The sequence below is a fragment of the Citrobacter braakii genome (genome assembly GCF_002075345.1).
Taxonomy (GTDB): domain Bacteria; phylum Pseudomonadota; class Gammaproteobacteria; order Enterobacterales; family Enterobacteriaceae; genus Citrobacter; species Citrobacter braakii.
The window spans coordinates 94382-118138 of sequence record NZ_NAEW01000010.1; the positions used below are offsets into that span (position 1 = coordinate 94382).

Here is a 23757-nt window from a genome sequence, read left to right on the forward strand (position 1 = left end):
AACTGGCAGGCGTTCATGAATCACTTTGATCTCTCTTTCCTGAAATATCTCCAGGACAACAGTCCGCTCCCCGTTGAAGAGGCCGTCGAGCGTTTCGGTAAAACGCTCTCCACGCTAAAACGGACAATGAAAGAGCTCAATGAACTTCTGCCAGAAAATGTCCAGCTACATCAGGATAATCAGTTTATTACCACCCGGATTGGCTACAGCGAATACCGACAGTTTTTAGCGCGCGTCCAGTTTAATCGCTATATTACTACGGCAGAAGAGAGGGTGAAGGATCTCTTTGTGGCGCTCTGTTTGCACGATGTGGTGAATAAAAATGATTATTACAAAAAATTTTATGTCAGTGCGGGAACGGTAAAAAATGATAATCCCGTCATGATGAGCCTGGTGCAGGAACGCGATCTGATTGTGCAAAGTATCCCGCGTAAGGGCTCCCGGCTTGCGGGGGATGAGTTCCAGCTGCGGCTGGCGGCGTGCATGACGATACTAAAAACGGTCGAAATTGGTGAGGATCACCGACTAATCGCCCACCAGGCCAATGAGCCGACAGGCCGTTCAATTGCCGAACAGTTTCTTCATGAGTGTGCTGCAGAGATAAACCAGGCGGCAGACTATTACGAAGATAAAATCAGTCCAGTCATCGCCCTGGGATATAACGGCAGAAAATACTTATTGGTCTATCTTAGCCTTGCCCTGCACCGTATCCGCAGGGGACACAGAATTACGGAGAGTTCGGCGGCTGAGTTTTTGACAACCTTTCCTTATGCCGTATTGCCTGATGCGGATGAAAATATCTGTCTGGATCTGCTGATTGCTTCACTGACGTTTACTCATCGCCCCTTCACATTATACGACGCCCGGCTGGTCTCTTACGTTAAGCGCACCTGTCACGCTTTAGCCGGATGTCTGGAAAACACCATTCACAATCAGCACGCCTGGTTTGCGGAGATTTATAATTTTATCTATGCCGCCATCATCCAGAATAAATTTCATCTCTGGTTCGATGATAAAAAGCTCCATGATGTCCAGCGACGCTATCCTGAGCTATGGGAACATGTCCAGTATGCGGTGAAAGAGATTGAACATAACTGGCAAACGACCTTTTCTGCTATTCACCTGGCAACCCTGGTGCTGATTATCAAAAAGTATGCGCTCAAAAATCGGGTTGTTGGCGATAAGAAAAAGCGGGTCATTATTGTGACGAACTCGTCAGAGAGTAAGGTCGGCTATTTTAAAGAGATGCTTTTCTCCCGCTTCCATATTGAAATCCCCGCCTGCATCAACATCAATGAGATTGCGCGGCTTCAGCAGCTCGAATTCGACCTGCTGATTACCTTTACAAACAAGATATCGAGTCATCTCCGCTACGCCGGGCTGGATTATGTCAAAGTGAATTTCTGGCTCACGCAGGACGATCTCCTGTTATTACGCGAAAATGGACTTCCCTCCGCGCGCAAAAAAATACCTGCTGAGGACTTTATTCAGCAGGTTCAGGGAATGAGCCAGGAGGCGTTAAAAATTTTTCTTGATACGCATTACAGTGATATTTTTATTTAGCCAGAGGTTGCGAAACGCCGCGACACCAGACGGCTTCCAGGTTTAACTCTGCACCCAACACGAGAATATCGGCATCTTTTCCTGACGTCAGGCTGCCTTTTCTCGCGTCAACACCAGCCAGGATTGCCGGATTAAGGCAGGCAATCTGCGCGGCTGAAACCCAGCCGTTTTCCAGCCTGTCGACCACATTTTTCACGGAGTCCAGAAAGCTCATCTCCAGTTTGCACACTTCGGACCACTCCGTGGGTGAAACCGTTCGGGTCTTTCCGCTGTGGTCGGTGATTTCAAGACAATGATTGTGAATACGAAACGTCTCCTGGCGCAGGTAATGGTGGAATTCTGATCCTTCGGGAAAATCCACATATCCCAGACAATCGCTGACCATGACCAACCGGCGATCTTTTTTCAACCGATAAAGAATGTCGAACACTTCTGGTCGCAACGTAATCCCGCTCTGCTTTGCCACTTCGGCATACGTATTCTGATGGTACATCAGCGCCCCCACCACGCCAGGCTCCCGGTGATGCAGCCCGCGCATGGCGCTAAAGGCATGGGTAAAGTGGGTTAAACCGGCTTCAATGGCGAGGGTGGTTTCATCAAAGGTGGCGTCGGTATGACCGGCTGACACGGTGACGCCTGACTGGCGTAAATAGCGGATTAGCGCCAGGGCGCCCGGCAGTTCGGGTGCGAGCGTCATCAGACGGATATTTCCCCTCGCGGCGTGCTGATAGCGTTTGAACCCTTCGATATCGGGTGGTTGGATTGCGTCCTTGCTCTGCATTCCGCTGTATGCAGGGTTAATAAAGGGGCCTTCCATATGAATACCCACCGCTTCGGCACCATCTTCCGCTTTTGCGTCTGCAATCCAGTCCGCGGCGGTGGAAAGACTCTCCAGCAAGAACGTTTCCGGCTGGGTGGCTGATGTTGCAAGCCACGCGGTAACCCCGGCGTTAACCAGATCCCGGCTCATCGCCTGCAAAGAACGGCGTTCACCTCTCCAGGCAAACGACCCTCTCCCCCAGCCGTGAACGTGAATATCCACAAAACCGGGCATCAGCATGGCATGGCGATAATCGACGATTTTTCCGCGTGGCGTACTGTCGAGGCCAGAAATACGTCCGCTTTCAATATGCAGATAGCCGCTTTCGATTCCATTCGGGGTGACAATGCGTTCACTTGCCAGAGAAAGCAGGGGATCAGCCATTGTCTTTCTCCCATACGCGAGCGGCCGTTTCCTCGGCGATTTCTACGCAAAGGCCGATGTAGTGAGCAGGATCCAGCAGCGTATTAATTTCTGAGTCGCTAAAGTGCTGGCGAATAAGAGGGTCATCACGCAGCACATCAGCGTAGGGGATGCCTTCATGCGTGCTGCGCATTGCCAGTTGGTAGACGCGTTCATGTGCGGCATCTTTGCCCAGCCTTTCCACCAGCTGCATCATGATTTTTTCGCTATTAATAAGACCATGCGTTAACTGCACATTCTGGCGCATACGCCCAGGATTGATGACTAGCGTTCGCGTCAACTCTTCGGCTCGCATCACAATCTCAGCCATTAGCTCCATACTCTCCTGGATATTACCGTCAAAGATAAAGTAAGCGGAGCTGTCTGCTTCGAAGGGACGTGGGCTGACATACAGGCAGGAGGTCATTACTGAGTACAATTTCTGCGCGTTGGCGATGATCCCCTTCGCCAGTTTAGGATTCACTTTTTGCGGCATGGTGCTGCTGCCAACGGTGCCTTTAGTAAAGGCTTCTGAAACTTCGGCAAACTCTTCGCTTGAGGTCTGATAAACCTCTTCGGCTATTTTGTGTAACGTCGTCGCCAGCAGGCACAAATTACTAATGTATTCAGTGCGGTAAATGCGCGAGTTGCGGGAGGGAATCGCCATTGAATGCATTCCCAGCTTTTGGGCAACGCTATCCTGAACCCGGCGGCCGGTTTCACCGGTTGCGTGGAAGGCGCCCACGGCTCCCCCCATCATCACGGTAAAGACGCGTTTTTCCGCTTCCCGCATGCGCTGCTGGGCGCTCAGTAACTCATCAATCCACACGGCGGCTTTATAGCCCCAGGTTATGGGTAGCGCGTGCTTACCGTGGGTACGTCCGGCCATAATCGTTGCTTTATGGTCAGATGCCATCTTTGCCAGGTTACGCAGAATATCGTCCACAAAACCCTGCATGATGGTATCGAACTGCTTTGCCAGATAAAGCTGTGCTGTTTGCTGAATATTCTGCGTGGTGACGCCGTAATGCACGTATTTTCCGCTTTCACTGTCACAGGCTTTGACCAGCACTTTGATGACCGGAACGAAGCCGTGACCAATCTCGCGCAGCAGGCGTTCCATTTCCGTCAGGTCAATCTTATCCACGTGGCAGTTAGCGGTAATATTGACTGCAGCGCTGGCGGGGATCATGCCGTGTCCGGCCTGAGCCTGAGCCAGGGCGGCTTCAACATCGAGCCATGACTGTACCCGCGCTGGCTGCGCGAGCAGAGATTTCATTCCTCGATCGTCGATCGTTTTGCTTTTTGAATCATACAGTGCACGCATTACTATCTCCTTGAATTTATTTCGCACCGACGAGGCGGTCGTCTACCGCGTTACGGACAAATTCTACGTGTGGGCCGAATACCACATGAACATGGTTGCTGGAGGGGATAAAGGTTCCCAGCGAGCCAGATTCTTTAAGAATGGCCATGTCCATTTTTTTCTGATCTTTCAAATCAATACGTAACCGTGAAACGCAGTTTTCAACGCGCTTGATATTTTCTGTCCCGCCCAGCCCCTGAATCACCAGTTCGGCGACTTTGTCGTACTCTTTATTGTTCAGTAAGGTGCTGTCAGCGATTTCACTCTCGCGGCCTGGGGTCTTAATATCAAATTTACCGATCGCAAAGCGGAAGACGAAATAGAAGACAACAAAGTTAATCACGCCGAGGATAATTAAATTAATCCATTGGGTGTGTTCATACATCAAACCGAAAATACCAAAATCAAAAATAGTGCCGCGAATATAGCCGATGGAGACTTCCAGTAATTGCAGTGGAATGGTCAATAAGCCACAGAGTACCGCATAGATAATAAAGAGTTTTGGCGCGATAAACAGGAAGGAGAACTCCAGCGGTTCGGTAATATTCCCCAGCATGGCGGTCAGCACCACGGTCAGGATCATCCCTTTGGCAAATTTCTTATTCTTGAAATAGGCCATGTGGTACATCGCCAGACCAATCGCCGGAACGCGGAACAGCGTCGTGAGCATTTGTGATGAGGCAAGATAGCTGGTGAGCGTCGGCATATACTCTTTCCAGGCCGGATGGGTGGGACCAAGCTCAAACAGGATTTTATTGATAGCGGGTAAAATACCGACATAGGTCTGCCCGTCAATCAGGTACGTACCGCCTGCCGCGGTGAAACGCACGGTGGAACTGAGGACGTGGTGCAGGCCAAACGGGATCAGCAGGCGATTGAGCGTCATATAGATACCTGCACCAATGTTGGGTGCCATCATTATTGTTGATATGGCGCGCATACCTGCGGTAAACAGATCCCAGATAAAAGGAATGATCAAGCCGACGGGAATGGAAAAAGCAATGGCTAAGATCGCGACGGATTTTTTACCGCTGAAAAAGGCGAAAGCGAGAGGTAATTGCAGCCGGTAAAAACGGTCGGTTATTTTAGCTGCCAGCAGCCCGGCAATAATGCCGCCCAGCGCTTCGATTTTCAGCGTCTGAATACCTAATACCATTCCCTGTCCGACCAAAGCCATATCCTCTTTCGCCAGCGTACCCGCCAGCTTAAGATGCACATGCATGGCGATAAGCAGAGTCAGGTAAGCCACGACGGACGCAAATACAGCAATCCCTTTTTCTTTTTTAGACATACCGTAGGCGACACCCATCGCGAACAGTAAAGGAATATTATTAAAAACGACGCTGCTGATTAATCCCAGAGAAGAGAGAATTGCTCTGAAAATTTCATTGCCCAGAAAGGGGAGTTTATCAATCATATAGCTCTGCCCTAACGCAGCGCTAATTCCCATGACCATCCCCACAGGCGCCAGTACGGCGATCGGTAATAATAGCGATCGACCGAATGTCTGAATTTCATTCTTAAAATTAGCATTCATAAGTTAATCCTGACGTGAATTCTCTTGAGGATAAGATACGTTCAGGAGATTTTTGCTCAAGGGCAAATAGTGAAAAATAAAAAGCGCAGGATTTGACCATAAAAAAGCAGCCTGCAGGTTAATGCTGGTCACTTAAGGATTGATTAGCTGCAAAGGTATTTTTTATTAAAGCGAAACGGATTGAACTGAAAGTCAGCGTACTGAAGCGATCCGAAGGAAGACGACATAAGGCGAATGGATCACGAAGTGACGATTTTTCCTGCCGGAAGCCTGGGTGGCAAGGGAGACGGTGAGCCTCCCTTGCCCGTTACGGGAATGAGGGGTTCAGAGAAACAATGAACATACGGTGAACGGAACCCTTTGCCATTGTTAAAAATTCTCTGTTACCACAGGTTCCTTTTCTTAATGACGATGCCCGTGACCGCCGCGCCCACGACCGCGATGGTCGTCACGGTCATTCCAGCCTTCTCGGTAGCCGCGTTCATAAGCTTTGCGTTTATCCCAGCCACGATGGTAGCCGTTGTCATGACGCCACCAGCGATTTTTGCGCCACTCATAGTTATGGTGCCAGTAATCCCGGTCGCGCCAGCGGCCGCCATCCCAGTAGTTACCGTAATTATCGCGATCGCCAATTTGCAATTTTATTGATGGCAGCAGGGTGATTTCGCCAGCGTTCGCGGCCAGCGGTGTAAAAGCCATTAAGACTGCCGCCAGAATCAGTGACCTGAACATGTTTTCTCTCCTTCACGATCGAGCCGTAGCCGGCCTGTTAACGTAATATTACGGGGCAGTAAAGCCCCGTTTCATCGCCACAACTCTTAAATCGCAAGTGAGAGCACTTTTTGTTAATAAATGTGTCTTTATTTCAACCGACTCAGAATGGCATCAATCTCCGCGCACTCTTCAGGCGTAAAGTGACGGTTTGCCAGCATGCCGACGGCATCTTCAATTTGCGCCGGTTTACTGGCACCAATCAGCACAGACGTGACCTTGTCTTCCCGGAGAACCCACGCGAGCGCCATCTGAGACAGCTTTTGTCCCCGTCGCTCTGCCAGTGCGTTCAGCGCTCGAACTTTTTCCAGTTTTTGTGGGGTGATCTGGTCCGGATTCAGAAAACGGCTGGTGCTTGCGGCGCGAGAATCCGCAGGAATACCGTTCAGATAGCGGTCGGTTAACTGCCCGCCAGCCAGCGGTGAGAAGGCGATACTACCGACGCCTTTTTCCTGTAAAAGCGACAGCAGGCTCTCTTCGACCCAACGCTCAAACATAGAATATTTGGGCTGATGAATAAGGCATGGCGTACCTAAATCGTCGAGTATTTCAATCGCTTGCCGGGCAAGTTCAGCCGGATAGTTAGAGAGGCCTACGTACAGCGCTTTGCCCTGACGGACGATATGATCCAGTGCACGCATGGTTTCTCTGAGCGGTGTTTCAGGGTCGGGGCGATGGTGGTAGAAGATATCGACATACTCCAGCCCCAGACGCTTCAGGCTTTGATCGAGGCTGGCAATCAGGTATTTGCGTGAACCCCAGTCCCCATAAGGGCCTTCCCACATGGTGTAACCCGCTTTGGTGGAGATGATCAGCTCATCTCGCCACGGTAAAAAATCTTCCTGCAGGATGCGACCAAAATTTCGCTCCGCTGAACCCGGCGGTGGACCATAGTTATTCGCCAGATCAAAATGGGTGATCCCCAGATCGAATGCACGCTGTAACAGCGCCCGACTGTTCTCGACCTGCGTGGTATCACCAAAATTGTGCCACAACCCCAGTGATACAATCGGGAGCTTGAGGCCGCTCTGACCGCAGCGGCGGTACTCCATTGTCTGATAACGATTTTCAGCAGCCTGATAAGCCATATAGCCTCCTGTCAGATAAGGTGTGACTTTGAGTGTATACGTTTACACAAGGCCAGCTGCAATTAAATTTAGGGATGAAAACTGTACATCTTGCTTTCCACCCCCTTCACAGCGACTTTCCTGGACAGTCATCACAGTTCTTCGATACTCAACATGAGGTTACCGTCAGAAGGAAAGCTGTCATGCAAACCCCGTATTCCGTTGCTGATTATCTGCTGGACAGGCTGGCAGGCTGTGGTGTTGGCCATCTCTTTGGTGTGCCTGGCGATTATAATTTGCAGTTTCTTGACCACGTGATTGAACATCCCAGCGTACGTTGGGTCGGGTGTGCGAACGAGTTGAATGCGGCTTATGCTGCGGATGGCTATGCCCGGGTATCCGGGGTGGGGGCGCTGCTCACCACGTTTGGCGTGGGTGAGTTAAGCGCGATTAACGGTATCGCGGGAAGCTATGCGGAATATGTTCCTGTTTTGCATATTGTTGGCGCGCCCTGTCGTGGTGCCCAACGTCGCGGGGAGTTGATGCATCACACCCTTGGGGACGGTGATTTTCAGCATTTTTATCGTATGCAGCAGGCGGTGACGACGGCCAGCGCAGTGCTGGATGAACAAAACGCCTGTTATGAAATTGACCGCGTGCTGCGAACAATGCTCATCGAACGCAGACCGGGCTATCTGATGTTACCTGCTGATGTGGCAAAACAGCGGACCACGCCGCCGAATGACATCCTGATTGTTCCTCTGAGCGAGCCAGAAAGCAGCGTGGCAGAAGCGTTTCGCTACCATGCCCGCGAGCGGTTACTGGACAGCCCGCGCGTAGCGCTTCTGGCAGACGTTCTCGCGCAACGCTTTGGCCTGCAGCCGGTATTGCAACGCTGGATGGCGGAAACGCCGATGGCCCACGCCACGTTGTTGATGGGCAAAGGGCTATTCGATGAGCGTCATCCGGCGTTTGTCGGCACCTACAGCGCTGGAGCCAGCAGCGACTATGTACGTCAGGCGATAGAAGATGCCGACACGATAGTATGTGTTGGCACACAATTTGTTGACACTTTGACCGCCGGGTTTACGCAACAGTTACCACAGGAGCGCACGATTGAGGTGCAGCCACATGCCTCACGGATTGGAAACCGTTGGTTTAACGTCCCGATGGAGCAGGCGGTAACCACCTTGCGGGAGCTGTGTCTGGAGATGTCCTTTTCACTGCCGCCAGAACGCCCGCCAGTTAGGCGTATTCAGGTTGAGAAGGGACCTCTGACGCAGGAAAATTTCTGGCATACGGTGCAGCAGTATCTGGCGCCCAATGACATTATCCTCGTCGACCAGGGGACCGCTGCATTTGGCGCGGCTGCGCTCATGCTACCCGGTGGAGCGGAGGTGCTGGTTCAGCCGCTGTGGGGGTCTATCGGCTACGCGCTCCCGGCTGCATTTGGCGCGCAAACCGCCTGCCCGGACCGCCGGGTGATCCTGATTATTGGCGATGGTGCGGCGCAGCTCACCATTCAGGAACTGGGCTCTATGCTCAGAGACGGGCAATCTCCCGTTATTTTGCTGCTAAATAATGACGGCTATACCGTGGAGCGGGCTATACATGGGGCAAATCAGCGCTATAACGATATCGCCGCCTGGAACTGGACGCAGGTGCCGCAGGCGTTTCGTCGTGAATGTCAGGCGGAGTGCTGGCGTGTGGAGCAGGCGGTACAACTGGAAGAAGTGCTGGCCCGTTTGTCCCATCCGCAACGATTGTCGTTAATTGAGGTGGTGCTACCGAAAGCCGATCTTCCTGAGCTATTGCGCACGGTGACCCGTGCGCTGGAAACGCGTAACGGAGGCTAACTACTTATCGGTACGCTCGGCGATCATCATCGGTTTGCCCGCCAGCAGCAGCCAGGCGGGCAGCATGACGATGCACAGTAGCGGCAGCAGGGTGGAATCTGGCACCACCACTGCTGCCATAAACAGGCTCAGCCAGGCGTCACGGGTGACGACCAGCACCAGTCCAAGAATCGCGCAGGAGACGGTAATGGCCGCTGGCACCGCTTCAACGTGGGCGTGCAGCATCAGGCCAAGCGCGACCCCAACGAATACTGCCGGGAAAATTCGCCCGCCGCGAAAACCACTCGCAGCTGCAACCACTAATGCCGCCAATTTGATCACGGCGAGCATGAAATAATCCGATGCTCCCAGCGTCTGGCTAAATGCCATTTGCTGCATTTCGTCCAGTCCTTTAAACAAGGTAAGCGGTCCGCCGATAACGCCTAAAATGCCGAGGATTAAGCCGCCAGCCCCAAGAATCAGGACCGGGTGTTTCAATCGATGCATTAAATGGTGTAAACGCGGCAGACACCAGACAGCCACCATCCCGGCGGCAATGGCGATGGCGGCAACGACCGCACCGCTGAGGATATCGATCACGTGCATCTGCGTGTAGTGCGCGATGGGCAGTGAAAAATGGGGGTGAAAAAACAGACTGGTGGTCAGCGAGCCCGCGGCGGCGGCCATTAACGGTGCAAACAGGCGATCCCACAAAGGAACATTGTCCGAGCTATTCAGCGTTTGTGAAAAGACCAGCGCGGCGGCAACGGGGGTGCCAAATAGCGCGCCGATGGTGCCGGCAGAGGCGAGGATGGTCCAGTCCAGCTTAGCAATGCGGGGAAACATACGGCTGCCGAGCGCCACAGCCAGTGCGATATTCACGGTCATGATCGGGTGTTCCGGACCCAAACTGACGCCACCCGCCAGGCCGAGGATGAGCGCTGCCAGCAAGCCCGGAATTGCTGAGGTGGGGACCGGCATTCCAATTAACGGCTCACAGGCAGGATCCGGTCCCGCGTGACCCTGGCTGTAGCGAATAACTAACCCGACCATAATCCCCGTGAGCGTCAGCATGCCGATAATCCACAGCGGAGAGTCCTGGGCAATACCGATGCTAACGGGCAGGCGTTCCCACAAAAATTGCTGTAAAACGGACGCCACTTTCATCACAACGATCAACACCAGGCTGGAGGCAATACCAATAATTAGCGCAGGAGTTGATAGCAAGAGCATCGTTCTGGCTCGTGGATGAAGCATATTCTATTCCTTAAAACAGAGTCATAGACATAGTTTGCACAGCCTGCGCAACCGCATCGCTGCAAATGGTGCTGAAACGATAAAGTAATTATGTGATCTGGATCGATTTTCCACGGGCATCAGCCTTCAGGGCGTTGTTGTTATGCCCCCATGAATTTACAGTGTGGCAAAGATTTATTCTGACTTTAGCGGAGCAGTGGAAGAATGACAAAATATGCTTTAGTAGGTGATGTTGGCGGCACCAACGCGCGTCTTGCTCTGTGCGACATTGCCAGCGGCGAGATTTCGCAGGCAAAAACCTATTCCGGGCTGGATTACCCAAGCCTCGAGGCGGTAGTACGCGTATACCTGGATGAGCATAGCGTCAGCGTCGAGGATGGTTGTATTGCCATTGCCTGTCCGATAACCGGTGACTGGGTGGCAATGACCAACCATACCTGGGCATTCTCTATTGCTGAGATGAAAAAAAATCTGGGCTTCAGCCATCTGGAAATCATCAATGATTTCACCGCCGTGTCGATGGCGATCCCGATGCTGAAGAAAGAGCATTTGATCCAGTTTGGCGGTGCGGAACCTGTTGAAGGTAAACCGATTGCTGTCTATGGCGCAGGTACCGGACTCGGCGTGGCGCATTTGGTGCATGTAGATAAACGCTGGGTGAGCCTGCCTGGTGAAGGCGGTCACGTGGATTTTGCGCCTAACAGCGAAGAAGAAGGGATTATCCTTGAGGTCCTGCGTGCGGAAATTGGTCACGTTTCCGCAGAGCGCGTACTGTCAGGTCCGGGGCTGGTTAATCTGTATCGCGCCATCGTCAAATCAGACGGGCGCCTGCCGGAAAATCTGCAGCCGAAGGATATCACCGGGCGTGCGCTGGCTGATTCCTGTATCGACTGTCGTCGCGCGCTGTCGCTGTTCTGCGTCATCATGGGGCGTTTTGGCGGCGATCTGGCGTTAACGCTGGGCACGTTTGGCGGTGTGTACATCGCTGGCGGCATCGTACCGCGCTTCCTCGACTTCTTTAAAGCTTCGGGTTTCCGTGGTGGTTTTGAGGATAAGGGGCGTTTTAAAGCCTACGTACAGGATATTCCGGTATATCTGATCGTGCATGATAACCCGGGCCTGCTTGGTTCCGGTGCGCATCTGCGCCAGACGCTGGGTCATATTTTGTAAGGCCAACGCCGGACGGTGCACAGCGCTTATCCGGCTTACATATATCCCGCAAAACCGCGTTTATTACGCGGTTTTTTATGCCTGCCGCCCGCCTTTCCGACCTTCGTCACATTTCCGAATGGCGGGATTATTTGTCCAGTAAAAGCATTATTTGTCTGATAACGGTCGTTACTTTCCCCGGACCATAATTTCACTCGTTAACTATTACGAGGAAATGATTATGAGCAAAAAACTGATTGCCGTTTGCGCGTGCCCAATGGGGCTGGCCCATACCTTTATGGCGGCTCAGGCGCTGGAAGAAGCCGCGGTTGAAGCGGGTTATGAAGTGAAAATTGAAACCCAGGGTGCGGACGGAATTCAAAATCGCCTGACGGCGCAGGATATCGCTGAGGCAACATTGATCATCCATTCTGTTGCCGTTACTCCGGAAGATAACGAGCGTTTTGAGTCGCGTGACGTTTACGAAATTACGTTACAGGACGCGATAAAAAATGCAGCCGGCATCATCAAAGAGATCGAAGAGATGGTTGCCGCTGAACAACAATAATCATCGACAGGGAATTACGTATGGCCATTAAAAAACGCAGTGCAACCGTTGTGCCTGGTGCATCTGGTGCGGCAGCGGCAATAAAAAATCCACCGGCCTCCCACAATAGCTTCTGGGGCGAACTTCCGCAGCATGTGATGTCGGGTATTTCGCGCATGGTACCGACGTTAATTATGGGCGGGGTAATTCTCGCCTTCTCGCAACTGATCGCCTATAGCTGGCTCGATATACCTGCTGACACCGGCATCATGGATGCGCTGAACAGCGGAAAATTCAGCGGTTTTAATCTCTCATTACTGAAGTTTGCCTGGCTGTCGCAATCTTTTGGCGGCGTGCTGTTTGGTTTTGCTATTCCGATGTTTGCCGCGTTTGTCGCCAACTCTATCGGCGGTAAGCTGGCGTTTCCGGCTGGGTTCATTGGTGGACTGATGTCCACTCAGCCCACGCAGATACTGAATTTTGACCCAGCGACGCTGCAATGGGCAACCAGTGCTCCCGTCCCGTCAACCTTTATTGGCGCGCTGATTATCTCGATTGTCGCCGGGTATCTGGTTAAGTGGATGAACCAAAAAATCCAGTTGCCTGATTTCCTGCTGGCATTCAAAACCACCTTTTTACTGCCCATTCTTTCCGCGATCTTCGTCATGTTGGCGATGTATTACGTGATAACGCCGTTTGGCGGGTGGATCAACGGCGGAATTCGTTCACTGCTGACGGCGGCTGGAGAGAAAGGCACGCTGATGTACGCGATGGGGATTTCTGCGGCAACGGCGATTGACCTCGGCGGTCCGATTAATAAAGCCGCAGGATTTGTCGCCTTCAGCTTTACTACCGATCACGTTCTGCCGGTAACCGCACGCTCTATTGCCATCGTGATTCCTCCAATTGGCCTCGGGTTGGCTACGCTTCTCGATCGGCGCTTAACCGGCAAACGCCTGTTCAGCGCACAGCTCTACCCGCAAGGGAAAACGGCAATGTTCCTCGCATTTATGGGCATCAGCGAAGGGGCAATCCCGTTTGCGCTGGAAAGCCCCATCACGGCAATTCCATCCTATATGGTTGGCGCTATTGTCGGATCGACGGCTGCCGTCTGGCTGGGGGCGGTGCAGTGGTTCCCTGAATCGGCTATCTGGGCATGGCCGCTGGTCACTAACCTCGGCGTCTATATGGCGGGGATCCTGTTAGGTGCGGTGATTACGGCGCTGATGGTGGTGTTCCTGCGCAACATGATGTACCGCAAAGGCAAATTGCTGATTGAAAGCCTCTGATTAGAAGGATTGTGACCATGAGCTTACTTGCCTCGCTGCGTGACTGGCTAACGGCGCAACATCTCGATGCGATGCTGCTGTCATCGCGGCAGAATAAACAGCCGCATATGGGGATCTCCAGCGGTTCAGGGTTTGTGTTTATCAGCCATCAAAGCGCGCATATTCTGGTCGACGCCCGTTACTACACCGATGTTGCCACGCGTACTCAGGGCTATCAGATCCATCTACTTGATGGCGCGCAGACGCTGTATTCACGGGTGAATCACATTATTGCTGACGAAAAGCTGCAGACGGTGGGATTTGAAGGCGAGCAGGTAAGCTGGAATACGGTGAATGGATGGTCGGGCAAACTGCGTGCCCGACTAGTGAGTGCCGTGCCGGATGTGCTCCGGCAGGTAAAAACGGCGCAGGAGATAGCCTGCATTCGCGAAGCCTGCCGGATAGCTGACCTTAGTGCTGAACATATTCGCCGCTTTATTCAACCTGGTCTCAGTGAGCGCGAAATCGCCGCTGAACTGGAGTGGTACATGCGCACGCTCGGTGCAGACAAACCCTCTTTTGACACCATTGTCGCCAGCGGCTGGCGCGGCGCGCTGCCGCACGGTAAAGCCAGCGACAAGCGTGTCGAGGCGGGTGAGTTCATCACGCTGGATTTTGGCGCGCAGTATCAGGGCTATTGTTCGGATATGACGAGAACATTTCGCATCCCAGACGCAAACCAGCCAGCGGAAGAAAGCCCGCTGTTTTCCGTGTATCAGATTGTCCTGGCGGCGCAGCGTGCGGCGGTGGCAGCAATTCGACCAGGTCGGCGTTGCCATGAGGTTGACGCCGCAGCCAGGCAGGTCATTACGCTGGCGGGTTATGGCGATGAGTTTGGTCACAATACCGGACACGCTATCGGCATTGAGGTGCATGAAAATCCCCGTTTTTCCCCCACCGACGCGACGCCTCTGGCGGCTGGCATGCTGCTCACCGTTGAGCCAGGTATTTATCTGCCGGGGCAGGGAGGCGTGCGTATTGAGGATGTGGTGCTGGTTACGCCAGACGGCGGCGAGGTGCTCTACACCATGGCGAAGACATTGTTACACACGGGAGAAGCGTAATGGACTTATCGCTACTGAAGGCGCTGAGTGAGGCGGACGCGATCGCCTCTTCAGAACAGGAAGTGCGGCAGATCCTGCTTGAAGAGGCGGATCGTTTGCATAAAGAGGTGCGCTTTGACGGCCTGGGATCGGTGCTGATCCGTCTGAATGAATCAACCGGTCCGAAGGTAATGATCTGCGCGCATATGGATGAAGTGGGATTTATCGTGCGCAGTATTTCCAGCGAAGGAGCGATCGATGTATTGCCGGTGGGCAATGTGCGTATGGCGGCCAGGCAATTGCAGCCAGTGCGGATCACCACCCGTGAAGAGAGCAAAATTCCCGGTCTGCTCGACGGAGAGCGCAGCGGTAATGACGTCAGTGCGCTGCAGGTGGACATTGGCGCGCGGTCTTATGACGAGGTACTTCAGGCCGGCGTACGCCCTGGCGATCGCGTCACCTTTGACACGACGTTTCAGGTTTTGCCGCACCAGCGAGTCATGGGCAAAGCCTTTGATGATCGACTTGGATGTTATTTGCTGGTGGCGCTGCTGCGCGAATGGCATAACGCCATTCTCCCATGCGAGGTCTGGCTGGTGGCCAGTTCCAGTGAAGAAGTGGGACTGCGCGGAGGACAAACAGCAGCACGTGCGGTCGCCCCGGATGTGGCGATCGTGCTGGATACCGCCTGCTGGGCCAAAAACTTTGATCATGGTGCGGCCAACCATCGGCAGATTGGTAATGGCCCGATGCTGGTGTTAAGCGATAAATCGCTGATTGCCTCGCCAAAGCTGACCGCGTGGGTTGAAAGCGTGGCCACCGATGCGGGCATTACCCTGCAGCTTGACATGTTCAGTAACGGCGGCACTGACGGCGGGGCGGTGCACGTAAGCGGCACGGGGATCCCCACGGTTGTCATGGGGCCAGCTACGCGGCATGGACACTGCGCGGCATCGATTGCCGACTGCCGTGACATCATCCAGACGCAGCAGTTGTTGTCGGCTCTTCTTTCACATCTTACGTGCGAAACCGTGGTTCATCTGACGGATTTCAGGTGCTGATTTCGCGCTAATCAGGAGTTGTTATGCTAACGATTCAATTTCTTTGCCCGCTACCCAATGGCCTACATGCGCGTCCGGCGTGGGAGCTGAAAGAGCAGTGCAGCCAGTGGCAAAGTGAGGTGATATTTCTTAACCATCGCCAGAATGCCAGGGCAGATGCGAAAAGCTCGCTGGCGCTGATTGGCACCGGGACGCTGTTTAATGACAGTTGTAGCTTAACCATCACCGGTCGCGATGAAGAACAGGCCCGACGAGCGCTAGAGGAGTACCTCCTGCACCGGTTTATTGACAGCGACAGCGTTCAGCCGACGCCGGCGGAACTGGCGGCGCATCCGTTGCCGCGTTCGCTGATTCGCCTCAACCCAGACCTTCTTTATGGCACCGTGCTTGCAGGGGGCGTAGGGGCGGGTTCGCTCACGCTTTGGCAGAGCGATAATCTGGAAAGCTATCGCGCGATTGCGCCGAGTGCGGAAGACAATACCCGGCTGGAGCATAGTCTGGCGACGCTTGCCGAACAGCTCAATCAGCAACTGCGCGAGCGTGAGGGTGAGAGTAAAACTATCCTCAGCGCCCATCTGTCTCTGATTCAGGACGACGAGTTTGCCGGGAATATTCGTCGCTTAATGCTGGAGCAGCATCTGGGGTTAGGGGCGGCGATTATCGCCAATATGGAGCAGGTGTGCGACAAGCTGTCGGCCTCCGGTAGCGATTACCTGCGCGAGCGCGTTAGCGATATCCGTGATATCAGCGAACAGCTGCTGCACATCACCTGGCCTGAAAGACGTCCGCGCAATGCGCTGGTGCTGAATAAGCCGACGATTCTGGTCGCTGAGGATTTGACGCCCAGCCAGTTTTTAAGCCTCAATTTGCAGCATCTGTCAGGCATGATCCTGGAGAAAACAGGGCGCACCTCGCATACCCTGATCCTCGCTCGCGCGTCGGCTATACCGGTGCTTAGCGGCTTGCCGCTGGAGGCCATTAGCCGCTATGCAGGCCAGCATGCGGTACTGGATGCCCGCTGTGGGGTACTGGCCATCAATCCAGACGATGCGGTTCGCGGTTATTACGCGATTGCGCAGAAGCTGGCCGATGAATGCCAGCGGCGGCAGGCGCTTGATGCCGCCCAGCCCGCGCTGACCAAAGATAATCAGCGTATTGACGTTGCAGCGAATATCGGTACCGCGCTGGAAGCGCCGGGGGCGTTTGCCAATGGCGCGGAAGGGATTGGGCTGTTTCGTACTGAAATGCTGTTTATGGACCGCGACAGCGCTCCCGACGAGCAGGAACAGTTTGAAGCCTACCAGCAGGTCTTATTGGCCGCGGGCGACAAGCCGGTTATCTTTCGCACCATGGATATTGGGGGGGATAAAAATATCCGTTACCTCAATATTCCGCAGGAAGATAATCCGTTCCTGGGCTACCGCGCGGTGCGAATTTATCCAGAGTTTGCCGGACTGTTTCGCACGCAACTGCGCGCCATCTTACGTGCGGCAACCTTCGGCAATGCGCAACTGATGATCCCAATGGTGCACAGCCTTGACCAGATTTTGTGGGTAAAAAGCGAACTGCAAAAAGCGCTGGTGGCACTGAAAGCCGACGGTTTACGCCATGCTCCGACAATTTCATTGGGGATTATGGTTGAAGTGCCGTCGGTGTGTTACATCATCGACCATTTCTGCGATGAGGTGGATTTCTTCAGTATTGGTTCAAACGACATGACCCAGTACCTGTACGCCGTCGATCGTAATAACCCGCGCGTTTCGCCGTTGTACAACCCGATTACGCCGTCGTTCCTGCGAATGTTGCAGCAGATTGTCCGCGTGGCGCACGAACGCGGTAAATGGGTGGGCATTTGCGGCGAACTGGGGGGCGAAGGACGCTATTTACCGCTGCTACTGGGCTTAGGACTCGACGAGCTGAGCATGAGCAGTCCACGTATTCCGGCGGTGAAAAGTCAGCTTCGTCAACTGGAGGGCCAGGCATGCCGTGAACTCGCCATACGGGCTTGTGAGTGCCGTAGCGCTCAAGAGATAGAAGATCTGCTAAACCAGTTTGCACCGCAGAAAGACGTGCGTCCGCTACTGGCGCGGGAGAACATCTTTGTTGGTGAATCTCTGAGTAACAAAGAGCAGGTGATTCAGTTTCTGTGCGGCAATCTTGGTGTTAATGGGCGAACTGAACATCCGTTTGAGCTGGAGGAAGATATCTGGCAGCGCGAAGAGATAGTCACCACTGCTGTCGGTTTTGGTGTGGCTATTCCGCACACTAAGTCCCAGTGGATCCGCCATTCCAGCATCAGTATTGCCCGGCTTGCTCATCCCGTTGACTGGCAGTCAGAGATGGGCGAAGTGGAACTGGTTATCATGCTGACGCTGGGGGCTGATGAAGGCATTAACCACGTGAAGGTCTTCTCGCAGCTGGCGCGTAAGCTGGTGAACAAGCCGTTCCGCCAGTCGTTGTTTGCCGCTGAAAATGCCGACAGTATTCTCGCGTTGCTGGAGGCGGAACTGACGTTTTAAGCTTCATTGAAAGAGTGCTCTCCAGCCTGCGACGATCTGGTTGCAGGCTGGATGAACGCGACCGGAAAGCGACATCATCAATGTGGCGCGTTTGGCACCGGCAGTTTCCCGGCTCTTAAGAGCGTCATTTCTTGCTTACAGAGCAGAACCACCGCCTGGCGAGCTTTAACACGGCGGGAGGTAAGGGCTCTTTTCACGGTCTGACGATCCGCACCTGATTCCAGCATCTGAAAACACATCAGGGAGAGTGCACGTCTGTTTTTCATCGCATATTCACTTTATTGAGTAAGCCTGCAGGGGGAGCTACATGCCGTTATTTTACAACGATGCAAACGGATATTACTAACCTGTTGGTGTTGTCTCACTTAACGTGCTGACTGAAAACGTACGCTGTACTCTCCCGGCGTCAGGCCAAACTGACGCCGGAACAGGCGGCAGAAATAATTACTGTCCTGATACCCGCACCGCTGTGCGACTTCGCTAATCGACAGATGGTATTTCTGTAAGATGATGCGCGCCTTCGCCATTCTGACCCACCGCAGGTACTCGATGAACCCCATGGTGCCGTGCTGGGCAAACACTTTTGACAGGTGGTTGGGCGTGATATTAAAAAACTGCGCTACGCTTTCCCGGGTCAGCGGTTGGGCATAGTTATCCTGCACCCAGTTACACATACTGTGATAGAGAAATTCAGCGCGCGGACGCTCTGTGTCAGGGCGGGTATTCACCACGCTACGACACAGATGCAGCAGGCTAAGCACCAGCGGCTGAATAATATCCTGGGCCTGAGGAGAGCGGCTTAAATGGGTTAATGCGGTGAGCATCGCCTCGCCTTCGCCGCGCTGCGGATGTGGTAACTCAATACGGCGGATAGGACGTAACAGCGATGCCGTTCGATTATCGTAAAAAGAGAGCCCCAGCCAGGCCGGAGAAAACACCAGACTCAGTAGCATCACGGGTTTATCGCTGCCGGGCAAATTCGCCGCTTTCGCCGGGATAAACAGCATGTCGCCTTCAGGTAGACTATGCTGCTGTTTTTCCAGTTGATTACTGTATTCGCCACGCAGCACGATATCGAGGCGCGGAAGGTCAATACACAAACTGCCGGACGGAAACGTGGGGGGATGGGTCGCGAACCACACGCGGCCAAGACGCTGCGGGTTCAATACCAGGCCGCTGAACAGATCGGCGAAAAACTGTTGGTCTGCGGGGAGGCCTGGCTCTTTCATCGCTCTTTCTCTGCGCTATAAGTGCATTAACTGCCTGAACTCTTTCACTTTACTCCGACTCACCGGGATTTCAAATTCCAGATCTTTTAAGCGCAAAATGTAGGTGTTGTTAAACCAGGGTTCGATCTCGCGGATTTTATTCAGATTCACACAGAACGAGCGGTGGCAGCGGAAGAAATGCAAAGCAGGCAATTTGCTGCAAAATTCAGTGATGTTCATCGGCATCACGTACGATTCGCGCCGGGTGTAGACAAACGTCATCTTTTCATGGGCTTCTGCGTAGTAGATGTCGTTGATCGGGGTCACGATGATCCGCTCATCTTTGATCAGATTGATCGTATCGTTTTCGCGGGTCACCTGACTGGCAGGCGAGGTTCCCGTTTGCTGTTGCTGCCAGGCTGCTTCCAGCTTTTGCAGCATGCCGACGATGCGTGATTCCTGATACGGCTTCAGGATGTAGTCAAAAGCCTCCAGTTCAAAGGCTTCAACAGCGTGCTCTTTCCACGCGGTAATAAAGACAATAAAGGGCTTGTGCGCGAACTGGCTGATGTTTTGCGCCAACAGGACGCCATCCAGCGAGGGAATATTGATATCCAGAAAAATGGCGTCAACGCGGTTGTGCTGGAGATATTTCAGCACGTCCAGACCGTCGTCAAATGTGCCGACAATCTCCATCTGGCTGTGCTCTTTTATCAGCCAGCTAAGTTCCTGTTGGGCCAGGAATTCATCTTCAACAATGATGACTTTCACGACTTCACTCCTGGTTAAAGCAACAATGTGGCCGGTGCGGCTGCGGGCGAGTGCTGATTAGGCACATAAAAGGCAATCTCTGTGCCTGGCTCCAGACGGCGGATATGGAGGCCCTCGCCGTAGAGCAGCTTAACGCGATGATGCACATTTAACAGACCAATTTTATTGCCCGGCATTTCATTGGATTCGACCCGTTCAATCACTTTTGGATCGATGCCGTGGCCCGTATCCCGCACGGCAATCCGTACCCGATTACCGCACTCCGCAACGCTGATGGTGACCACCCCTTTTCCTTTGCAGGGTTGAATCCCATGGACGATAGCGTTCTCTACCAGCGGCTGAATCAGCAGGCTGGGAATATAACAGCTTACCTCTTCATCGATATCATAAATAACCGTCAGCTTGTCGCCAAAACGGGCCTGTTCGATGGCGATGTAATCCTTGATTTGATATAGCTCTTTTTTGATGTCGATCTGCTCATCGTCTTTTAATTCAATATTATAGCGAAGATAGCGCGATAAATTAAAAATCAGCTGGCGCGCAGTGTCTGGATTCAGCCGCACCGACGATGAAATTGCGTTCAGGGCGTTAAACAGGAAATGGGGATTTATTTTACTTTGTAGCGCACGCAGCTCTGCCTTATTTGCCATTTCGCGTAGCTGCTCCGCCCGGGAGACTTCCAGCTGAGTCGAGATAATTTGCGACAGGCCGATGGCCATTTCTTGTAGCGAGGAGGTTATCTGGTGGGCGTGACAGTAGTAGATTTTTAGCGTACCGGTGACAACACCTTTCTCCCAAAGCGGAATCACCAGCATGGAGTGTATTTCCGGCGTACGGTGCGCTTCATCATTGTTTTTAATGATGATTTTTCCGTAATTGATCGCCTGTTGCGTAGTCGGACTGACGAAATCATCATTATCGCGGTAGTTAAGTTCACCCACGCCAACGTAGGCCAGCACGTGCTGGGTGTTGGTAATAGCGACGGCATCAGCATGGATATCATGGCGAATAATTTCGCACACCTGGCGAAGCGATTCGCTATTGACCTGGCGAAAAAGCGGCAGAGTTTTGTTGGCGATATCCAGAGCCAGCTTAGCCTGCTTCGCGGCGCTGGCTTCTTTCTCGCCTTCCACGCTTTGCACAAGCATGACGATAAAACCAATGCAGACACTACCAAGAATCATTGGGATGCCGATCTTCGAGACGATATCCAGCCCCAGTTCGGTGGTGGGCGCCCAGGCGACGACGAGGATCATGGTCAGAGATTCGCACAGCATTCCGCCTAAAATACCCGCACGCCAGTGCTGCGCTTTGGGGATCCTACGGTTGATCCAGCCGGCAATGCAGCCTGCCAGAATGCTGGTGATAAAGCAGGGCAGGGCGGTTACGCCGCCGATGTCGATCAGGTAGCGGTGGGTGCCCGCGATCAGGCCTGTAATGATACCGACCCAGGGACCGAACAGAATTCCCCCTGACATGACGGCGATAATACGTACGTTAACCAGTGAGCCTTCTACCGGTACGCCGGACCAGGTACTGAACAGGGCAAACATTGAGAAAATCGCGGTAACGGCGAGCAGCTCTTTCGGGGAGTGGGCTGACTTGTGCAACAGTTCGCGAAACAGGCGGATACGAATCAGGAAAAACAGACAGAACAGCATCAGCGCTGCCCGGTCGAATACCGCCAGCAGCATATTGAATATTTCGTGCACGGGTGACTCTTGCGCAAGGGTTAAACCTCTATGATAGGTAACCTGAGGCTGGATGACCAGCACACCCGCAGCCTGTAGCTAATGGGGAAAAACCTTAATATTAAAAGGGGATTGTTGCATGATTGTTGTATTTACAATGCCTGTCCTGTCAACGGAGCGCGCAAAGTAATATGTTTAACAATAAAATGTTAAATGGTGGTAATTTTAAGCGGAGTGTGAAAAATTTTATTTCCTCATTTTTTCTGGCTATTCCTCTTTTACCTCAATAAAAAATATTTTGTTTTGCCTCTCGACAGAAGGAAATTATTCAGGCTATTTTCTAAACGTGCCACCATCGTGGCAGCGTCGCTCGGACGGTCCGGGCGCTAACGTTAATCTGAGGATATTATGGCTGACTCCCGCCCTGAACGTCGCTTTACGCGTATTGATCGCCTTCCCCCTTACGTTTTTAACATTACTGCTGAACTGAAGATGGCTGCGCGTCGGCGCGGCGAAGATATTATCGATTTCAGCATGGGGAACCCGGATGGGGCCACGCCTCCTCACATTGTCGAAAAACTCTGTACCGTGGCGCAGCGCCCGGATACGCACGGTTACTCCACCTCGCGCGGCATTCCGCGTCTGCGTCGGGCGATTTCCCGTTGGTACCAGGAACGCTATGACGTTGAGATCGATCCGGAATCCGAAGCGATTGTGACGATTGGCTCGAAAGAAGGATTGGCGCACCTGATGCTGGCCACGCTGGATCACGGCGATACGGTCCTCGTACCGAACCCGAGTTATCCGATCCATATTTATGGCGCGGTGATTGCCGGCGCGCAGGTACGCTCAGTGCCGCTGGTCGAAGGCGTCGATTTCTTTAATGAGCTGGAGCGCGCGATTCGCGAAAGCTACCCGAAACCGAAGATGATGATCTTAGGTTTTCCTTCCAACCCGACTGCGCAGTGCGTCGAGCTGGGGTTCTTCGAAAAAGTTGTGGCCCTGGCTAAACGCTATGACGTGCTGGTGGTTCATGACCTGGCCTATGCCGATATCGTCTACGATGGCTGGAAAGCGCCGTCGATTATGGAGGTACCGGGCGCTCGTGATGTCGCGGTGGAGTTTTTCACCCTATCGAAAAGCTACAACATGGCGGGCTGGCGTATCGGTTTTATGGTAGGTAACAAAACGCTGGTGAACGCGCTGGCTCGAATTAAGAGCTATCACGATTACGGAACCTTTACTCCGTTGCAGGTTGCAGCAATCGCCGCGCTGGAAGGCGATCAGCAGTGCGTGCGGGATATTGCTGAGCAATATAAACGTCGTCGAGATGTGCTGGTTAAGGGGCTGCATGAAGCCGGGTGGATGGTCGAGATGCCCAAGGCCTCGATGTACGTTTGGGCGAAAATCCCAGAGCAATACGCCGCGATGGGATCACTTGAATTTGCCAAGAAACTGCTGAACGAGGCGAAGGTATGCGTTTCGCCGGGGATTGGTTTTGGTGATTATGGTGATACGCACGTGCGCTTTGCGTTAATTGAAAACCGCGACCGTACCCGCCAGGCGATCCGTGGCATCAAAGCAATGTTCCGCGCCGATGGCTTACTGCCTGCCAGTGCAAAATCGGCCACTGAAAGTACCGACTAACAACACGTTTCCCCAAAAGCAAACAGGAGCCATCAGGCTCCTGTTTTTTTGTGCACAGAAAACCCCCAGCTAGGCTGGGGGTTCCGGAAAGCTTTCAGCTTTGGGCCAGTTATTAAAACCCCTTTTGATTTGTTAAAACACATTGCGGTCTGGCAACTGCAAATGTTTAACAAGA

General features: G+C 53.1%; 19 protein-coding genes. 9 read left to right on the forward strand and 10 right to left on the reverse strand.

What is annotated here, in order from left to right:
* Positions 1-15: 15 nt before the first annotated feature.
* Positions 16-1563, forward strand: coding sequence for a BglG family transcription antiterminator (locus BZK42_RS19520; RefSeq protein ID WP_080859852.1), 1548 nt, complete (start codon positions 16-18; stop codon positions 1561-1563).
* Here BZK42_RS19520 and BZK42_RS19525 read toward each other — a convergent pair.
* The 5 genes from BZK42_RS19525 to mgrA all read right to left on the reverse strand — a co-directional run bounded on the left by BZK42_RS19525 (position 1556) and on the right by mgrA (position 7547).
* On the reverse strand, positions 1556-2767 hold the full coding sequence (locus tag BZK42_RS19525) for an N-acetylglucosamine-6-phosphate deacetylase (RefSeq protein WP_080859853.1): 1212 nt from the start codon (positions 2765-2767) through the stop codon (positions 1556-1558). The two genes, BZK42_RS19520 and BZK42_RS19525, sit on opposite strands and share 8 nt — an antisense overlap.
* On the reverse strand, positions 2760-4112 hold the full coding sequence (locus BZK42_RS19530) for a class-II fumarase/aspartase family protein (RefSeq protein ID WP_080859855.1): 1353 nt from the start codon (positions 4110-4112) through the stop codon (positions 2760-2762). The genes BZK42_RS19525 and BZK42_RS19530 overlap by 8 nt, the downstream gene beginning before the upstream one ends.
* Positions 4113-4128: 16 nt before the next feature.
* A complete protein-coding gene (locus tag BZK42_RS19535; protein WP_080859857.1) occupies positions 4129-5688 on the reverse strand; it encodes a PTS transporter subunit EIIC in 1560 nt (519 codons plus the stop codon).
* A 402-nt stretch (positions 5689-6090) separates the two neighbouring features.
* The gene (gene ypeC, locus BZK42_RS19540) at positions 6091-6420 is read right to left on the reverse strand and encodes a DUF2502 domain-containing protein YpeC (protein ID WP_016153906.1); all 330 of its coding nucleotides are present in this window, start codon (positions 6418-6420) and stop codon (positions 6091-6093) included.
* Between the two features lie 128 nt (positions 6421-6548).
* A complete protein-coding gene (gene mgrA / locus BZK42_RS19545; protein ID WP_016153905.1) occupies positions 6549-7547 on the reverse strand; it encodes an L-glyceraldehyde 3-phosphate reductase in 999 nt (332 codons plus the stop codon).
* Positions 7548-7729: 182 nt separating this feature from the next.
* Here mgrA and BZK42_RS19550 point away from each other — a divergent pair, with 182 nt between their 5' ends.
* Positions 7730-9382, forward strand: coding sequence for an alpha-keto acid decarboxylase family protein (locus BZK42_RS19550; protein WP_046275538.1), 1653 nt, complete (start codon positions 7730-7732; stop codon positions 9380-9382).
* Here the strand turns inward: BZK42_RS19550 and BZK42_RS19555 are convergent, their stop codons facing one another.
* Positions 9383-10618: an ion channel protein gene (locus BZK42_RS19555; RefSeq protein ID WP_053389666.1), complete on the reverse strand. Its 1236-nt coding sequence runs from the start codon at positions 10616-10618 to the stop codon at positions 9383-9385.
* 204 nt (positions 10619-10822) lie between these two features.
* Between BZK42_RS19555 and glk the strand changes: the two genes are divergently transcribed.
* The 6 genes from glk (at position 10823) to ptsP (ending at position 18265) form a co-directional block, all read left to right on the forward strand.
* Positions 10823-11788 carry a glucokinase gene (glk, locus tag BZK42_RS19560; RefSeq protein ID WP_016153902.1) on the forward strand — a complete coding sequence of 322 codons (966 nt, stop codon included), beginning with the start codon at positions 10823-10825 and terminating at the stop codon, positions 11786-11788.
* A gap of 220 nt (positions 11789-12008) precedes the next feature.
* Positions 12009-12335 (forward strand): PTS fructose transporter subunit IIB, encoded by a 327-nt coding sequence (locus BZK42_RS19565; RefSeq protein WP_003028254.1) that lies wholly within the window; start codon positions 12009-12011, stop codon positions 12333-12335.
* 20 nt (positions 12336-12355) lie between these two features.
* Positions 12356-13603: a PTS fructose transporter subunit IIC gene (locus tag BZK42_RS19570; protein ID WP_047499810.1), complete on the forward strand. Its 1248-nt coding sequence runs from the start codon at positions 12356-12358 to the stop codon at positions 13601-13603.
* A gap of 17 nt (positions 13604-13620) precedes the next feature.
* The gene (ypdF, locus tag BZK42_RS19575; protein WP_080859859.1) at positions 13621-14706 is read left to right on the forward strand and encodes an aminopeptidase; all 1086 of its coding nucleotides are present in this window, start codon (positions 13621-13623) and stop codon (positions 14704-14706) included.
* Positions 14706-15746, forward strand: a complete 1041-nt coding sequence (gene ypdE, locus BZK42_RS19580; RefSeq protein ID WP_080859861.1) for an aminopeptidase — start codon at positions 14706-14708, stop codon at positions 15744-15746. Before ypdF ends, ypdE begins: the two co-directional genes overlap by 1 nt.
* A 23-nt stretch (positions 15747-15769) precedes the next feature.
* Positions 15770-18265, forward strand: a complete 2496-nt coding sequence (gene ptsP / locus BZK42_RS19585) for a phosphoenolpyruvate--protein phosphotransferase (protein ID WP_080859863.1) — start codon at positions 15770-15772, stop codon at positions 18263-18265.
* Positions 18266-18342: 77 nt separating this feature from the next.
* Here the strand turns inward: ptsP and BZK42_RS19590 are convergent, their stop codons facing one another.
* From BZK42_RS19590 to BZK42_RS19605, 4 genes are all read right to left on the reverse strand, one after another.
* On the reverse strand, positions 18343-18531 hold the full coding sequence (locus tag BZK42_RS19590) for a hypothetical protein (protein ID WP_032931709.1): 189 nt from the start codon (positions 18529-18531) through the stop codon (positions 18343-18345).
* A 99-nt stretch (positions 18532-18630) separates the two neighbouring features.
* Positions 18631-19494, reverse strand: a complete 864-nt coding sequence (locus BZK42_RS19595) for an AraC family transcriptional regulator (RefSeq protein ID WP_080859865.1) — start codon at positions 19492-19494, stop codon at positions 18631-18633.
* Between the two features lie 15 nt (positions 19495-19509).
* On the reverse strand, positions 19510-20244 hold the full coding sequence (ypdB, locus tag BZK42_RS19600) for a two-component system response regulator YpdB (RefSeq protein WP_080859867.1): 735 nt from the start codon (positions 20242-20244) through the stop codon (positions 19510-19512).
* Positions 20245-20258: 14 nt separating this feature from the next.
* Positions 20259-21956 (reverse strand): sensor histidine kinase, encoded by a 1698-nt coding sequence (locus tag BZK42_RS19605; protein ID WP_029139619.1) that lies wholly within the window; start codon positions 21954-21956, stop codon positions 20259-20261.
* Between the two features lie 387 nt (positions 21957-22343).
* Between BZK42_RS19605 and alaC the strand changes: the two genes are divergently transcribed.
* Complete coding sequence (alaC, locus tag BZK42_RS19610) at positions 22344-23582, forward strand: alanine transaminase (protein WP_080859869.1); 1239 nt, start codon at positions 22344-22346, stop codon at positions 23580-23582.
* Positions 23583-23757 lie beyond the last annotated feature (175 nt).

Coding starts and splice junctions, on each gene's coding strand:
- mgrA (WP_016153905.1), bottom strand. CDS start 7,547: ATGGCTTATCAGGCTGCTGAAAATCGTTATCAGACAATGGAGTACCGC.
- ypdE (WP_080859861.1), top strand. CDS start 14,706: ATGGACTTATCGCTACTGAAGGCGCTGAGTGAGGCGGACGCGATCGCC.
- glk (WP_016153902.1), top strand. CDS start 10,823: ATGACAAAATATGCTTTAGTAGGTGATGTTGGCGGCACCAACGCGCGT.
- ypdF (WP_080859859.1), top strand. CDS start 13,621: ATGAGCTTACTTGCCTCGCTGCGTGACTGGCTAACGGCGCAACATCTC.
- BZK42_RS19530 (WP_080859855.1), bottom strand. CDS start 4,112: ATGCGTGCACTGTATGATTCAAAAAGCAAAACGATCGACGATCGAGGA.
- ypeC (WP_016153906.1), bottom strand. CDS start 6,420: ATGTTCAGGTCACTGATTCTGGCGGCAGTCTTAATGGCTTTTACACCG.
- ptsP (WP_080859863.1), top strand. CDS start 15,770: ATGCTAACGATTCAATTTCTTTGCCCGCTACCCAATGGCCTACATGCG.
- BZK42_RS19555 (WP_053389666.1), bottom strand. CDS start 10,618: ATGCTTCATCCACGAGCCAGAACGATGCTCTTGCTATCAACTCCTGCG.
- BZK42_RS19535 (WP_080859857.1), bottom strand. CDS start 5,688: ATGAATGCTAATTTTAAGAATGAAATTCAGACATTCGGTCGATCGCTA.
- BZK42_RS19520 (WP_080859852.1), top strand. CDS start 16: ATGAATCACTTTGATCTCTCTTTCCTGAAATATCTCCAGGACAACAGT.
- BZK42_RS19590 (WP_032931709.1), bottom strand. CDS start 18,531: ATGAAAAACAGACGTGCACTCTCCCTGATGTGTTTTCAGATGCTGGAA.
- BZK42_RS19565 (WP_003028254.1), top strand. CDS start 12,009: ATGAGCAAAAAACTGATTGCCGTTTGCGCGTGCCCAATGGGGCTGGCC.
- BZK42_RS19570 (WP_047499810.1), top strand. CDS start 12,356: ATGGCCATTAAAAAACGCAGTGCAACCGTTGTGCCTGGTGCATCTGGT.
- BZK42_RS19550 (WP_046275538.1), top strand. CDS start 7,730: ATGCAAACCCCGTATTCCGTTGCTGATTATCTGCTGGACAGGCTGGCA.
- BZK42_RS19595 (WP_080859865.1), bottom strand. CDS start 19,494: ATGAAAGAGCCAGGCCTCCCCGCAGACCAACAGTTTTTCGCCGATCTG.
- alaC (WP_080859869.1), top strand. CDS start 22,344: ATGGCTGACTCCCGCCCTGAACGTCGCTTTACGCGTATTGATCGCCTT.
- BZK42_RS19525 (WP_080859853.1), bottom strand. CDS start 2,767: ATGGCTGATCCCCTGCTTTCTCTGGCAAGTGAACGCATTGTCACCCCG.